Origin of the sequence: Marinobacter sp. UBA2688 (assembly GCF_002352785.1) — a bacterium.
Taxonomy (GTDB): Bacteria; Pseudomonadota; Gammaproteobacteria; order Pseudomonadales; family Oleiphilaceae; genus Marinobacter; species Marinobacter salarius.
The window spans coordinates 1-15,176 of record NZ_DELU01000032.1 but is presented as its reverse complement, the minus strand read 5'-3'; the positions used below and the strand labels follow the sequence as shown (position 1 = coordinate 15,176).

At 56.6% G+C, this 15,176-nt stretch carries 8 protein-coding genes; 2 read left to right on the top strand and 6 right to left on the bottom strand.

The features are described from left to right. Positions 1-12: 12 nt before the first annotated feature. The 5 genes from B3M52_RS19565 to B3M52_RS19545 all read right to left on the bottom strand — a co-directional run bounded on the left by B3M52_RS19565 (position 13) and on the right by B3M52_RS19545 (position 10,610). On the bottom strand, positions 13-1,230 hold the full coding sequence (locus tag B3M52_RS19565; RefSeq protein WP_075194617.1) for a choline transporter: 1,218 nt from the start codon (positions 1,228-1,230) through the stop codon (positions 13-15). 226 nt (positions 1,231-1,456) lie between these two features. Next, positions 1,457-3,142 carry a choline dehydrogenase gene (gene betA / locus B3M52_RS19560; RefSeq protein ID WP_075194616.1) on the bottom strand — a complete coding sequence of 562 codons (1,686 nt, stop codon included), beginning with the start codon at positions 3,140-3,142 and terminating at the stop codon, positions 1,457-1,459. 21 nt (positions 3,143-3,163) lie between these two features. Beyond that, complete coding sequence (gene betB, locus B3M52_RS19555) at positions 3,164-4,630, bottom strand: betaine-aldehyde dehydrogenase (protein ID WP_075194615.1); 1,467 nt, start codon at positions 4,628-4,630, stop codon at positions 3,164-3,166. A gap of 31 nt (positions 4,631-4,661) precedes the next feature. Continuing rightward, complete coding sequence (gene betI, locus B3M52_RS19550) at positions 4,662-5,255, bottom strand: transcriptional regulator BetI (protein WP_036211644.1); 594 nt, start codon at positions 5,253-5,255, stop codon at positions 4,662-4,664. Positions 5,256-5,444: 189 nt separating this feature from the next. Continuing rightward, positions 5,445-10,610 (bottom strand): hypothetical protein, encoded by a 5,166-nt coding sequence (locus B3M52_RS19545; RefSeq protein WP_143743776.1) that lies wholly within the window; start codon positions 10,608-10,610, stop codon positions 5,445-5,447. A 259-nt stretch (positions 10,611-10,869) separates the two neighbouring features. Here B3M52_RS19545 and B3M52_RS19540 point away from each other — a divergent pair, with 259 nt between their 5' ends. Both B3M52_RS19540 and B3M52_RS19535 read left to right on the top strand, forming a co-directional pair. Continuing rightward, positions 10,870-11,499 carry a response regulator gene (locus B3M52_RS19540; protein WP_075194613.1) on the top strand — a complete coding sequence of 210 codons (630 nt, stop codon included), beginning with the start codon at positions 10,870-10,872 and terminating at the stop codon, positions 11,497-11,499. 20 nt (positions 11,500-11,519) lie between these two features. Then, the gene (locus B3M52_RS19535) at positions 11,520-13,271 is read left to right on the top strand and encodes an ATP-binding response regulator (protein WP_075194612.1); all 1,752 of its coding nucleotides are present in this window, start codon (positions 11,520-11,522) and stop codon (positions 13,269-13,271) included. Between the two features lie 124 nt (positions 13,272-13,395). On the opposite strand, the gene ahpF is transcribed toward B3M52_RS19535, so the two are convergent. After that, positions 13,396-14,988 carry an alkyl hydroperoxide reductase subunit F gene (ahpF, locus tag B3M52_RS19530; protein WP_036211647.1) on the bottom strand — a complete coding sequence of 531 codons (1,593 nt, stop codon included), beginning with the start codon at positions 14,986-14,988 and terminating at the stop codon, positions 13,396-13,398. Positions 14,989-15,176 lie beyond the last annotated feature (188 nt).

The following is a 15,176-nucleotide window of genomic DNA, read 5'->3' as shown; positions in this document are numbered from 1 at the left end:
GTGTGATGCTATCTAGCTCGCTAACTCAATCTTCCTGAAGTCGAGTGTATTCTCTTTGGGCGAACCTTCAATGCCCATCACCTCAGCGCGACGTTTCGTGACAATGTACACGAAGCAGCCGAAGTACAGCGCAATCACCAGAGCGCCCACCCACTGAATGCGCAGGAAGTCGAGCTGGAACAGCAGCGTCAAACCACACATCGCAATCAGATTGCCGAAGTAATATTTCCACTGGCCCAGCCGGCTTGCGGTCAGGTTGAGATTGTCTGTGTAGAGCCGGATCAGCGAGTCCAGTGAGTTGATCACCATCAGGATACCCACCGTGATCATGGCTATGTTGATGTAGCTGGCGATGTTCAGGCCTTCAGCGTGGTAATGGTAGAGCACCGAGAACCAGGTACCGATGGCAATGGACGGAAACACCAGCATCGCGATCATCAACTGCCAGGTGCGCAGGCCACTGACAAAGCGCGCAGTGAACTGGCCGATCATGATGCTCCAGGAGAACCACCAGAACAGGTAAAACTCGTGGTAGTCGTTCAACGGCAACATGAAGTGATGCAGGTTGGTGAAGTACTCACCAATCAACCCTGCCGTGCCAAAGAAGTCGCCGACACTGCCGTTGCCCGTCAGGAAGGCACGGCCCCACATTACCGCAATCAGCGCGATAAACAGCCAACTGGAACCCAGGCTGAGTATGCGCACGTATTTGATTTTACTGCTGGAATAAACCGCCGCCGCAATCGCCGCGAAGACGATCAGGTAGAACGTAGGCACGACGGTTTCGCCGTCACCAATTTCCGGCAGATACCAGGGCAGGTTGACCAGCAACAGGAACGCGGTAAAGGCACAGGTGCCGATGATCACCATATTGTTGACCACTCGCACCAGCGGTATGTCGAAGAACTTCACCCGCGGCTCGATCACACAGAAGTAGAAGCAGGTAAGGAAGTAGAACCCCCAGATCAGAAAGGCCCAGAACCCGAACTCAATCGCCAGTGGGTTAGCGAAGCCGTATTCGGGGCTTTCCGTCAGGTTGCCGTAACCGGCAAATTCCGTCAGCGGAAACATGATCAGGCCGACATCCAGGCCCGAGGTAAACAGAATGGCGATAAACGTGAAGGTACGTACCGGCGTCACGCCGATGACTTTCAGGTCCCACCATTTGAACAGGATCAGCGCGATAGCCGCAAAAGTGAAAATCAGGCCTGTGGATAACCAGAGTGTCATACACACCTCCAGTTTCTGGCGTTACTTATTATATGGGACAACATGGGTGTTCCTCCTCTACTTTGAGGCACGTGTTCATTCGAATCGGACACAAACCCCCGCGTTGACGGGTCAACACTTAACTATCGCGCGCTCAGAACGACACGGTTATCGCGCCGCAGCGACGATAGGTAAGTCCTGATGGTTTGCATAACAACCGGCGGCCATTGCGCCGCCGGGAACGGTATCAGGCGATCTCGCGCGCGGCCCCTCCGGGGCGCTGGCGATCTCGCCATTGCTCGTCCATCGCCACAGGGGCGTCAGACGGATTCAGTGGCGCCAGGCCACGAATGAGGTCAGCGGCACGCTCCGCCACCATGATGGTGGGAGCATTGAGGTTGCCGTTGGGAATAGTGGGGAAGATGGACGAGTCCACTACCCGCAGGCCGGTGAGGCCATGAACCAGCGTATCGGGCCCTACCACCGCCTGATCATCCACACCCATCTTGCAGGTGCAGGACGGGTGATAGGCGCTTTCCACCGCCTGGCGGACAAAGGCGTCTATTTCCTCGTCACTCTGCACATCAACGCCGGGCTGGATTTCGGAGCCTCGATAGGCGTCCATCGCCGGCTGGCTGACAATCTCACGGGTCAGGCGCACGCAATCACGGAAGCCTTCGCGGTCATCCTCGTGCTGCAGGTAGTTGAACTGGATGCGCGGCGGCTGGCGCGGATCGTCTGACTGCACAGTTACCGAACCACGGCTCTTGGGCTTGTTGTGGCCGATATGCAGCTGGAAGCCGTCGCCATCGAAGGCTTCCTTGCCGTCGTAGCGCATGGCCGCTGGCAAAAAGTGATACTGCAGATCCGGCCACTCGACGCCCGCCTTGGAGCGGATAAATCCGCAGGACTCAAAGTGATTGGTGGCACCCAGGCCGTCTTTCTTAAGTAACCAGCGAACACCGATCTTGAGCTTGTTCCACCAGTCGAGCTTGCCATTGAGAGAGACCGGCTGCTTGCAGCGGAACTGGAAATAGAACTCCAGGTGATCCTGCAGGTTGCCGCCCACACCGGGCAGTTCATGATTGACCGGGATCTTGGCCTGCTCCAGTACGTCGCGGTTGCCAATGCCGGAAAGCTGCAACAGATGGGGCGAACCGATAGACCCGGCGGACAGGATCACTTCCTCTGACGCCATAACATCCACCAGCTTGCCGTCTTTTTCGTAGCGTACACCGGTGGCCTGTTTGCCTTCCAGCAACACCTTGTGCACCAGCGCATGGGTGACCACGGTCAGATTGTCCCGCGCCATGGCGGGGCGCAGGTATGCGTTGGCGGTAGACCAGCGGCGACCATTCTTGACGGTCATGTGCATGGCGCCGAAACCTTCCTGGCGCTCGCCGTTGTAGTCATCGGTGGCGAAGTAGCCAGCATCCACACCTGCGTCCACAAAGGCCTTGTAGAGCGGGTTCTGCATGTTATTGCCGTTATTCACGCCCAGCGGGCCCTGGTCACCACGGTAGTCATCAGCGCCAAAGGCCCAGGTTTCCGCCTTCTTGAAATAGGGCAGGCAGTGGCGATAGTCCCAGCCCTCGGCGCCCTGCTCCTGCCACTCGTCGAAATCACGGGCATGGCCACGTACGTAAACCATGCCGTTAATGGAGGAAGAGCCGCCCAGCACCTTGCCCCGGGGGCAGTGCATGCGGCGGTTATCCAGGTAGGGCTCCGGCTCGGTCTCAAACTGCCAGGCGTATTTTTTGGTGTTCATGGGGATGGACAGCGCCGTGGGCATCTGGATAAAGATGCTCTTGTCGCTGCCGCCGGTTTCCAGCAGCAGCACCCGGTGGCGGCCATCCTCGGTAAGCCGGTTGGCCAGCACACAGCCTGCAGACCCCGCGCCGACAATGATGTAATCGTAGTTCACTTCTTTCATACGCAACTCCTGACAACCCGCTTAAAAAGGGCTGTCTATGTCCTCCATGCCCACGTACACCGCCTTCAGTTGGGTGTAGTGGTCGAGTGTGACTCGGCCGTTCTCGCGGCCAACACCGGAGAGCTTGTAGCCACCCACCGGCATTTCCGCAGGCGATGCTCCGTAGCTGTTGATCCAGCAGATGCCAGCCTGGATGCGATGAATGACACGGTGGGCCCGACGAATGTCGCTGGTGAATACCCCGGCTGCCAGGCCCGTATCCGTGCTATTTGCACGGTCGATCACTTCCTCCTCGTCGGAGAAGGTCAGTACCGACATCACCGGCCCGAAAATTTCCTCGCGGCAGATGGTCATGTCATCGGTACAGTCGGTGAAGATCGTGGGCTCCACAAAGTAACCCCCGGGCGCGGAGGCCGGCTTCGCGGCCTTGCCGCCGTGACTGAGGGTTGCACCCTCGGCAATGCCTTTCTCGATGTAGTCCAGCACCAGTTGCTGATGCTTCTGTGAGATCAGCGCGCCGAAGTTGGTGTCCGGATCGGTGGGATCGCCCATACGGATATTGTTCAGTGTCCGCTCCAGCAGGCGGTCCATGAACTCCGAATAGATGTCTTCATGCACAAACACGCGCGTCCCGTTGGTGCAGACCTCTCCCTGGGTATAGAAGTTACCCAGCATGGCGGCGGACACCGCGTTATCGATATCCGCGTCATCGAAAATAATCAGCGGTGATTTACCACCCAGCTCCATGGTGACGTCTTTCAGGGTTGAAGCGGCAGCGGTCATCACCTTCCTGCCAGTACCGACCTCCCCGGTAAACGACACCTTGGCGATATCGGGGTTGTGGGTCAGCCAGGCACCGACATCGCCCGCGCCCTGGACCACGTTGAACACGCCGGCCGGTACGCCGGCTTCGACAAAGATCTCCGCCAGCTTGAGGGCGCCCATTGGTGTTTCCTCCGAGGGCTTGAAGATCATGCTGTTGCCGGTAGCCAGGGCCGGGGCGGACTTCCAGCAGGCAATCTGCAGCGGGTAGTTCCACGCACCGATACCAGCGCACACGCCCAGCGGCTCACGACGGGTGTAATAGAAATCCCCGCCAAGGTCCTGCTGGTTGCCCTCTACCGAGGGCGCCAGCCCCGCAAAATACTCCAGGGTGTCTGCACCGGTTACCACGTCTACGACCTGAGCTTCCTGCCAGGGTTTGCCGGTGTCCTGAACTTCCAGGGCAGCCAGTTCGTCATTACGCTCCCGCAGCAACGCCACGGCACGCTGGAGAATACGGCCACGCTGGGCACCGGTCATCGCAGACCAGACCTTGAAGCCGTCCTGGGCGCTGTCTATCGCGGCCTTTTGGACAGCTTCATCGGCGATTTCCATTTCATAGATCACTTCGCCCGTGGCCGGATTCACAACCGGGAAGGTTTCACCGGAGGCATTGGCCATGGGCTGGCCGTTGATAAAATTCTGATAACGGGGCAATTCAGTCATGGGATTCAAACCTGATCGTGTGAATTCGGGGTTAATTAAGGGCGGATTCGAGTGCGTTCAATGCAAATCGTTTACACAGCGTTTCCGCCGCTGAGAAGCCTTCCTGGGGATCGGTGCTCAGGGCACTTCGCAGCCAGAAACCGTCGATCATCGACGCCAGCTGGCGGGCGGCTTCGGTGGCGGCCTGTTTTGGCAAACGCTGGGCGAAGGAGTAACGCAGATTACTGTACAGCCTGGCGTTGTTGATCTGCTGCAGGCGCTGCAAACCCGGCTCGTGCATGGAGCGGGCCCAGAAGCTGAGCCAGGTCTTTGCCGCCAGATCGGTACGCTGGAACTCGGAAAAGTTGGCTTCCACGATGCACTGAAGGCGTTGTTCAGGCGACCCGTCGGTGCGGGCCATCCGCTCCCGCAATTCCTTCCCCAACTGGTCCAGCAAATAACGCAACGCGGCTTCGATCAGCCCCTGCTTACCACCGAAATAGTGGCTGATGATGCCGGACGACATGCCGGCACGACGGCTGATGGAGATGATGGTGGTGTTCTGCAGCCCCAGCTCGGCAATAGACGCCATGGTGGCATCAATCAGTTGCTGCTTTCGGGTGTCTTTCACGCCAACAATCGGCATCGCGCTTCCTGTCCGTTTTATTAATTGAACGTTCAATTAAAATAAAGTGTACAGAAAGTAATCGAACCATTCAACCTGGCCTATGTGCACGGAATAGACGTCCACAAAAAAGCCCGCTATCCAGAAGCTGGACAACGGGCGGAATTTGTAGCCAGTCAGTTTGAGAAGCTCTCGACTTCGGACTGACTGCTACTCGACCAGCACCTGCCAGCCAACATTCGGCGTCGCGCTACCCGTTAATGCAACCGTTGTAATAGTCCCGTTTCGACCTGCAGCACTACCAACAATGTCTTCAAAGGTCAGAACCTTTTCGAAAGTAGCTAGCTCATCGACCTCTACAGGAGCTCCAGCAGGGCAAAATCCACCGCTCCCGTCGATCTCTCTGACTGTCCCGTTTAACACAATGGCATCCCCCGCCTGCATCACAAACGTCTGGTCTGCATAACTGCCGCTAAAGTAGAGAGTCGCAAGGTTCCCGACTTCAATGTAATTGCAGGCCGGTGCTTCCACTAACACGAAAGAAGAGTTATCGGTGAATTCTCTTGTGTTTACGACAACTCTACCTGGATACCGATCGCCGCCTCCCTGGGCATAAAATGTCCAATCCCATTCGTTGTCACTGCCAGCAGCATTCAACGATAAGAAAGTGTAGCGAAGAGTGACCACTGCATCGGGAACAAACGGATTGCTGCTCGCTGCCCTTTCCTGACCGTCATTACGATTGTCATCATCCGTATCGGGATCTGTCGGATCCGTTGGCTCAGGATTCAATCCGCCGCGATTCACCTCGTCACCATCGTTCACGCCATCAAGATCGGTATCAGCCAGCAATGGGTTGGTGTAAAACGTACTTGCGGTCGAGCGACCAGGGATAAGCAGGAGAAAACCCTCTTGCGTTTCTGCTTTATCCGACAAGCCATCCGAATCGCTGTCGGAAAGTAACGGATTGGTTCCCAGGCCCCCGGTCGAGCTCGGGAAATCCAGAACCGGATAGAGCTGCCCAAGCTCGGCATACTTTCTCAGGTCATTCACTTCCTCGTAGTCAGACAGTCCGTCACCATCAGTATCCTGATTATTGGGGTCGGTCCGCAGGTCCCGTTCAATCACATCCGGCAAGCCGTCGAAATCGGTATCGGGCAGCGACGGGCTCGAATTAACCTGACGGCCTATGGCTCCGTTCACGCTCACCACCCATCCCAGCGTGTCTTCTTCCCGATCTGAAAGACCATCGAGATCGGAATCGATGAAGTCAGAACCGTCAAACTCTGTCGGGTTCGACCCCAGCGCCAGCTCCAGGCCGTCTACAAAAGTATCCGCATCAGTATCCCGTCGCAACGGGTCACTGACCAGGCCCTCAATAGCAGGGCGAACTCTGTCATCACCTTTGGTGACACTATCAATCAACTGATTGTTTCCCGGAAGAATAACAACACTTTCCGGATAGACAGGGTTGCCTGAAAACACGCGCTGAATATCGTCACCATTCTTTAACGAATCGGCAATTCCGTTGCCACCATCCACGATCGCCAGTCCAGCATCAAAGCCCTCAAGCTCGATGAAGTCCGAAATGGCATCCCGGTCGGTATCCCGCTGAGTCGGGTCCGTCGCCGGCGGGATGCTGTTGATCGATTCGTAAAGATCGTCGCCCGCCAGGCTGGTTGTCAGAATGTTATCCGTACCAGGACCAACCACCGCCGTACCATACGCCACGATGGCCCCCACCGGCACCAACTGCTCATCGGTATCGCTCGCCTGGCTCTCTGCTACACCATTTCTGCCGGCAATGATGCCAATGGCCTGATCTATGACCACAGGGTCTCGTTGTAAAAATGCACACAAAGCGTCCGTTCGGGAGTCATTCGCCTCGCAGTAACGACGCAAGTCCTGCTCAACGGGGTCGAGCAACCCGTCGCCATCGGTATCCCGAAAGCGCGGTGATGAGAAGGTTTGCCTCAGGTTGCCGCCGTCCACTGCAACCTTCCAGCCCACATTGATTTCTGCGAAATCTCCCAGGCCATCCCGGTCGGTATCCCTGGAATCCGGGATGCCGTCGCAGAAAGGCTCCGGCAGCGGGCACCCTCCGGCCACATCCGGATCAAAACCTTCCCCAAAGGAACCGTTGACGTAGTTGTCCGTTCCGCTGTCCGTGGATCCTGACAGGAACTCGTTGCGGGCAAACAGACCATCCCCGTCCAAGTCTTGCAGAAACGCCAGAAACAGGTCGTTGCCCGCTTCCACCAGAATTTCATTGAAATCCGCTGCAGGCGGTAGGCTTTCAGCCGTCAGTACGACCCAGCCCCGGTTCAAGTCACCATTGCGCATGGTGTTAATGCGCACCAGTTGTTCCGGTCCGCTACAGGCATTGACCGGTTCCACAACCGGAACCAGGCACCGAACGTCTGAGTCGCCTGCCTCGCACCCGCAGTCTGCAGCGACCCGACACACGTCACCCGCTTTGTTGGAGCTAACCGCACAAGTGCGACTGGTCTCATAGCCACTCACAAACTCAACTTGATCGTCGCCGAAGCGCCCCGTGTCCAATCTGCCGTTGGCTCCTGGACCGATCACCAGCGTTCCGATACTTAAACCGGTGGTATCTCGGGGCACAATCTGGACATCGTCCCCCTGAGCCAGACTGTCGGCGCGTTTGTTCAAACCTGCAACAATGCCGCTGGCGACATCAGGGTTGAGGATTAAATCATCGCCTGCAGGTCGGCTGTCCAACCACCCATTCGGACCAACAGTAACCACCGCCTCTCCATTAAACTGGGTGACGATGTCGTCGCCGCCCACCGATGTCGGGTTATCGGTGTCAAGAAAACCATTAACACCGGAAACGATTCGGTCAAGCGTGGTGTCGTGCCGCGGAACGTCCATGATAGCCTCCAGCACATAACCAATCGGCAAACCGATCGCGTCGCCATTTGGGGCATAACCTCCCAGATACCCGCCACCGGAGACCCCGCCATCATCCAACACGCCGCTGGTTGCGACCAGATAATCCGTTGCTGAATCTGCATCACCAAAATCTAGCGCGATACGGGCGGTGCGGTCGCGGGCCACTTGGTTGATAAAGGTATAGGTACGGCCCAGTTCATCGGTCACCCGGTAATTGGCCACTCGAAAGACCAAGCCGTCCGGCTTGCGCATTATGTCCTCAACTAGGTTCGGGAACACTTCACGGCTGGCGAACAAAAATGGTCCGCGCTCGGTGCTGAACGCCCCCAGGCTAACACTCAGTGGCGTCCCTGAAATTAGCTCTGAGTTCGACACCAGCGTAGCGACCGGCAGGAAGTTGGTCCTACTACCGACTTGTTGCAACACCGTAATTTCAATATCGCTCACGTTAAAAGGAACGTTGCCAAGATTGAGAATCGACAGATCAACATCAATCCGGGCCCCGACGACTTCCCTCGCTACCGTATTGGTAGTGGACAGCTCTGCCCCCTTGACCAGGGAGTTCTCGTAAACTTCCTGGCTTTCCTGCGCCGACTCGTCATCCGTGGCCACCGTGCTGGACGCACTGTAACCGCCAGTAACCGTCAGCTCAGCGCCACCACTTAAGTTATTGCTACTCCCGCCGAAGAAATTGCCACTTCCAAGTCCCGCCCGAAGTGACGCCTCGACGCCCCACTCCGTGGTATCACTGCTTGAACTTGTAAACGAAGTGCTCTCGCTGGTCACCAGCGTCGAATTGGAGCTTGACTCCTGGGAGATCACTTCGCCGGTCTCGTCCGTGTAGCTGTAGCGCTCGTCAATCTGCAGTCGAACATTCCCCACATCAATGCGCAGTTTGGGCAGGTCCGCAAGCAGTGGGTTCCGGTTCAACTCAAACAGTTCGGTATAGTCAGAGAGTTGGTCACCGTCGGTATCAGCAAGCAGTGGCGATGTCTTCAAGTCGAAGTGTTCGAAGCCATCCTGCAAGCCATCGTTGTCAGAGTCCTGCGCAAACGGGTTGCTGAAAATAGTGTTGAGTTCGAGGTTATCATCGAGGCCGTCGCCATCGGTGTCGGTGGCGCGGGGGTTCATGCCGTACTGCAGTTCCGCGCCATCACTGACACCGTCGCCATCGGTGTCGGCCACGTCCGGGTCACTGGTGACCTGGCGTTCTACGATGTCGCCGTTGGCCATCTCAATGATCACGGTATAACCGCTCTGTTCTTCGTTGTCGTAGAGGCCATCGCCGTCGGTATCAACCAGCGTACCGGCGTCCGGCCCGGTGCCGGCAAAGGTGGTACTGTTGGCGACAATCACATCGAGGGTGCCATTAGCGACACTGAACGACTGGCCGTTAATATCCCGGACGTTGCCCACCGTCACCCGGTAGGTCAGCGAATTCTGGGAACGGGTGGTCAGCACAACGGCACTGCGATCAGCGCCGGAGAATTCAGCAGAGACAACCGTCAGGCCACTGGCTTCAGGATTAACGTTTTCCTGGCCAATCGCATAGTTGGCCGGGTTGATGGCGCTTATTCCCATTGGCTTGTTGAAGTCAATCACCACACCAGTATTGCCAGACGAGCGCGCGCTGGTCACTGCAGGAGCCGTGGACGCTGCCGTATTGCGGGAAAGGCCTGAGAAATTCAGGTTACTGGCGGACGCAAGCAGTGGTAGAGCGCTCACCTTGCCAGAAACGCCGGTCAGCGTGACGGTGTAGGGCACATCGTCCTGCGGCCCGGTGGTCAGAATCACGCTATCACCGGAAGCGCCCATAGTGGCCGCCAGAATCTCCAGCGTTTCGCCCCCTGGCGTTTCAATCCGGTAGTTTTCCAGAAAGCCCGCATTGTCTGACACCGGCTCATTGAACAGCACCTCGACCACCGTATCGCTCAGGGAGGCGACGGACTCAATGATCGGCTCATTTGTGCCGTTGCCGGTGAACACCGTTGCCGGATCATCCACGCCCACCAGATCGAACTCCAGGGTGCCGTTGGGCACCAACTGGAGGTCTGACCGGGCGGGGGCAATCTCAAGAAGCACCGTTCTGCCATCTGCCGCCATGTTTGCCGCAACAACCGGCGCAGAGTTTCCGTTGGAGAGTACAACGTTGTAGTTTTTTATGTTTTCAGCCGCGTCTTCGGAGGCCGCCCGTTCAAACGTCACCTCAACATACCGCTGGCTGAGCGATTTGACGTCGCTGACCGGTGGAAGCTCCTCGGCATTCGGTTCAATCTGGCTTGCTGAATCTGTGTCATCATCGCTACTGCTGCCACCGCAGGCGCCGAGCAGGAGCACAAACGCCAGAACCGTCAGGCGGGACAGTTTCTTCCAGACTCCAGGGGATAAAACAGGGCCAGACCGGGCATACCCGGCCTGCATTGATCCGTTGCCGCTATTCACAGTGGGGGTGTTCATCATCGCTCCGAGTTCCGTTCAGCGTACGCTGGTATGGTTCGGAGCTGATGCAGCCATAATTGCGGCAGACCAAGCTCAACAGACTGAACGATACCTTCGTGTTTATGGTTGTTGTTAACAATTTGTAACTAAACAAGTATCCGTAAGGAGCGCGAACGAATCATTAGCCATAAGCGCTAATTTCAACGGAATAGGGGTATTTGCCAGCGTATTTGCTACACTTCTGCTCAGTTTCGATGGCCCAGATCAGGCGATTGCTATGAAGATACTCGTCGTGGACGACCACCAGCTCTTTATCGACGGCATCTGGCACGTTCTCCAGAAAATTCATCCCCAGCCTGATATCACCGAAGCAAGCCGTGCCGAGCAGGCCATTGCGCAACTCGAGTCTGACGAATCATTTGATCTGGTACTGATTGATCTTGTGATGCCGGGACTTAATGGCCTATCGATTATTCAGAGAATGCATGAGCAGGGGATCTGGTATCCCGTCGTCGTGGTATCCGGCGAGGAATGCGCCCGAACCATCAAGACGGCATTGGAAATGGGCATCCTCGGGTTTATTCCCAAGAGCTACAGCAGCCAGAAAATGCTGGCCGCGCTGGCCTGCGTACTGTCAGGTGACACCTACATTCCACCCGGCATCCAGAAACAGATCGATACCCTGAAACCAAGACGGACGCCGCTCGCCGGCAATATCACCAGACGCCAGCGCCAGGTTCTGGAACTGATGGCCAGGGGCTATTCCAATCGCCAGATTGCCACCGCGCTTTTCCTGACCGAACACACCGTCAAAGCCCATGTGGGCTCCCTGCTACTTGAGCTGAATGCGGTCAACCGCACCGATTGCGTTCATATCGCCAGAACACGGGATCTTATCGAACGCTGAACCGCAGGAGCCAGGCCGCTATGTCTGCACTGGACATTGAGGAACGCATTACGTTTGAGTCGCTCTCTCCGTATTTTCCAAGTCTGCGCAGGTGGTCGATCGTAACCGCGATCGTGCCACTCACAGTCGTGATCGTTCTATGGCCCCGCAATGAAGCAACGCTCTTGGTTGGCTGGCTTTTGGCTGCATTGGCGGGCATTTACGCGAAATACCTGTTATCCCGGCACTACCAGTTACACGCCTCACGAGACAAGAGCGCCAGCAAGTGGCACGTGGGGCTGCTTCTGAGCACCGCCTTCATGGGTTCGCTTTGGGTAATTGCGACTTTTGCGTTTTTTGATGAACATTCTGCTCCTCACCAGGTGTTCATGATTACCGTTGCTGTGACGCTTGGCATCGGTTCCATTACCTCCGGTACGCACTGGCTGCCGCTATACTATGTGTACGGCGTCCCCATTCTGATCGCATTGATACTGAGATTGGCCTTCGTCGGCAGCCTGCCTTACCTTGCACTTGCGTGCCTTATGGTGCTGGCCTTGCTGACGGCGATAAACATCGCAAAGCAGCTCAACGCCACCGTTCGCTCGGAAATGCGATTGCACTATTCCAGCGCTGATCTCGCCCGTGAGCTGCAACACAAGACCAGAGAGGCACAGGAGGCTGTGTTCGCCAAATCGCGAATCCTCGCTACAGCAAGCCATGATCTGCGCCAGCCATTACACGCCATCTCGCTGTACATTGATGCACTAAGAGATACGCCAAAACACAACCGACAGGAAGGCAATCGGATTTTTCGACGCCTGGATACCTGTCTGGGCATACTGAGAAAACAGTTTGACGGCATTCTTGATATTTCGAGACTGGACGCCAACGCCGTGCAGCCGGAACCCTATCACTTTGACATTGCGGAGTGTCTCGAAGGATTAGAGCGTGAATACCGGGAGGAAGCCAGGAACAGGCACCTTAGCCTGCGTATGCATTCATCAAGAACCGTCGTTTATTCCGACCGCGCGCTGCTGGAGCGCATCCTGCGAAACCTGATAACAAACGCTCTGCGCTACACCAACACCGGTGGCGTACTCATTGCCTCGCGACGACGCAAAGACCACGTCCTCATCCAGGTGATCGACACCGGCTCAGGGATACCGCCGGATAAGCAGGAAACGGCGTTCATCGAGTTTCAGCAACTGGACAATGCAGGCCAGGAACAGGAAAAAGGACTCGGGTTCGGCCTGGCCATCGTACGCAGGTTGTGTGAATTGCTGGGCCTCCCGCTTTCACTACGATCCAGGGTGGGGTACGGATCCACATTCGAAATCCGCTGCCCTCTAGGAAGCGAGGCCCAGGCAGAGAATCATGTAAAGCACGATGCCAACCATCCCCACGCGCACGACAGGCAGAAACTCGTGCTTGTCATCGACGATGACCCTAGCGTTCTGGATGCCATGCACACACTGCTATCCCGCTGGGGTCTCACCGTGATTGTGGCTGAATCACTCGTTGATATGCTTCAAAAAATGCCCGAATCACAAACCGCTCCGGATCTCATCCTGACCGACCTGAGCCTGCTTAAAGGACCCGACGGCATTGGAATCATTAGCCAGTTGAGAGATCATTTTCGCACCAATATCCCCGGCGTGCTTATCAGCGGCACCACCGATCCGGATAAACTGAAGCAGGCCAGATCCAGCGGTTACCGGCTGGTGCAGAAGCCCATTAATCCCAGTGAGTTGCGCAGCCTTGTTCAACATCAGTTATACGCTCACCACTGACGTTTCGGGACGCCCATAAAAAAGCCCCGCTATCCGGAAACCGGACAACGGGGCGGAAAAACACGAACTGGTTAGGGGTCAGCCGTGTGTGAACCTGTTTTCACGCCGAATTTCAGGCGGAGCTTCAGGCCGCAGCTTCGTCACTCTCGCTCTCATCAACGGAGTTTCGAATCAGGAAGTCGAACGCGCTCAGGGCGGCCTTGGAGCCTTCACCCATAGAGATCACGATCTGCTTGTACGGCACGGTGGTAGCGTCACCGGCCGCAAACACGCCCGGGATGGAGGTTTCGCCCCGGTCGTCGACAATGATCTCGCCATGCTGGCTCAGCTCGATGTCACCTTTCAGCCACTCGGTGTTCGGCACCAGGCCAATCTGGACGAACACACCTTCCAACGATACATGGTGGCTCTCTCCGGTTGTGCGGTCGGTATACTGAAGGCCGTTCACCTTGCCGTTCTCGCCGGTAATCTCAGTGGTCTGGCCCGAGGTAATGATTTCCACGTTCTTCAGGCTGCGCAGTTTCTTCTGCAGCACATCGTCTGCGCGCATGGCAGCGCCGAACTCAATCAGAGTCACGTGGCCAACAATACCCGCCAGGTCGATGGCCGCTTCCACGCCGGAGTTACCGCCGCCGATCACCGCCACACGCTTGCCCTTGAACAAGGGGCCGTCGCAGTGCGGGCAATAGGCCACACCTTTATTGCGGTATTCCTCTTCTCCCGGAACACCCATCTGGCGCCAGCGAGCGCCGGTGGACAGAACCAGCGTGCGGCTCTTCAAAGAGGCGCCATTGGCCAGACGCACTTCGTGGTAGCCACCCTTGCGGGCCGCCGGAATCAGTTTTTCAGCGCGCTGCAGGTTCATGATGTCTACATCATATTCCTTGACGTGCTGCTCCATGGCCGCCACCAGCTTGGGGCCCTCAGTGTAGGGCACAGAGATCAGGTTCTCGATGCCCATGGTGTCCGCCACCTGGCCACCGAAGCGTTCTGCGGCGATACCGGTAGAGATACCCTTGCGCGCAGCATAGATAGCGGCTGACGAACCCGCCGGGCCACCTCCAATGACCAGCACCTCGAACGGGTCTTTTTGCTGGAGCTTCTCAGCGTCACGAGCCTCTGCACCAGTGTCGACCTTCGCGATAATCTGCTCCAGAGTCATGCGGCCCTGGCCAAACGGCTTGCCATTGAGATAAACGCTGGGCACTGCCATGACTTCACGCTGCTCCACTTCATCCTGGAACAGGGCACCGTCGATCGCCGTATGCTTGATCCTTGGATTGAGGACGCTCATCAGGTTCAGCGCCTGGACCACGTCCGGACAGTTCTGGCACGACAGCGAGAAGTAGGTTTCAAACTCAAAGTCGCCGTCCAGGTCTTTGACCTGTTCAATCACTTCCTGGCTGGCCTTGGGCGGATGACCACCTACCTGCAACAGCGCCAGAACAAGGGAGGTAAATTCATGGCCCATGGGGATGCCGGCGAATCGCACGCCGATGTCGCTGCCAACACGGTTAATGGCAAATGACGGGCGACGTACTTGCTCTGACTCTTCCGTGCGCAGGCTGATCTTGTCAGACATGGGCTCGAGCTCGTCCAGCAACTGCTTCAGTTCCTGGGACTTTTCGCTGTCGTCATAAGCGGCAACCAGCTCGATCGGCTGCTGCAGCTTGTCCATGTAAGCGTTCAACTGTTCCTTGATACTGGCATCCAACATGCTCTCTTTTCCCCTCTGGATAGCGTAAAACTGAATGTGCGAACTCGGTTTGAGTCGTGAATCGAATATAGGAGAACGATACGGACTGGCCTTCCACAGCTCAAATTAATTGATCCAAAGTATTTGATAGGTCTTTGCTATTCGACTCGGTAAATCAATTGGATAGAATCGAGTAGGAGGGGGAGTTA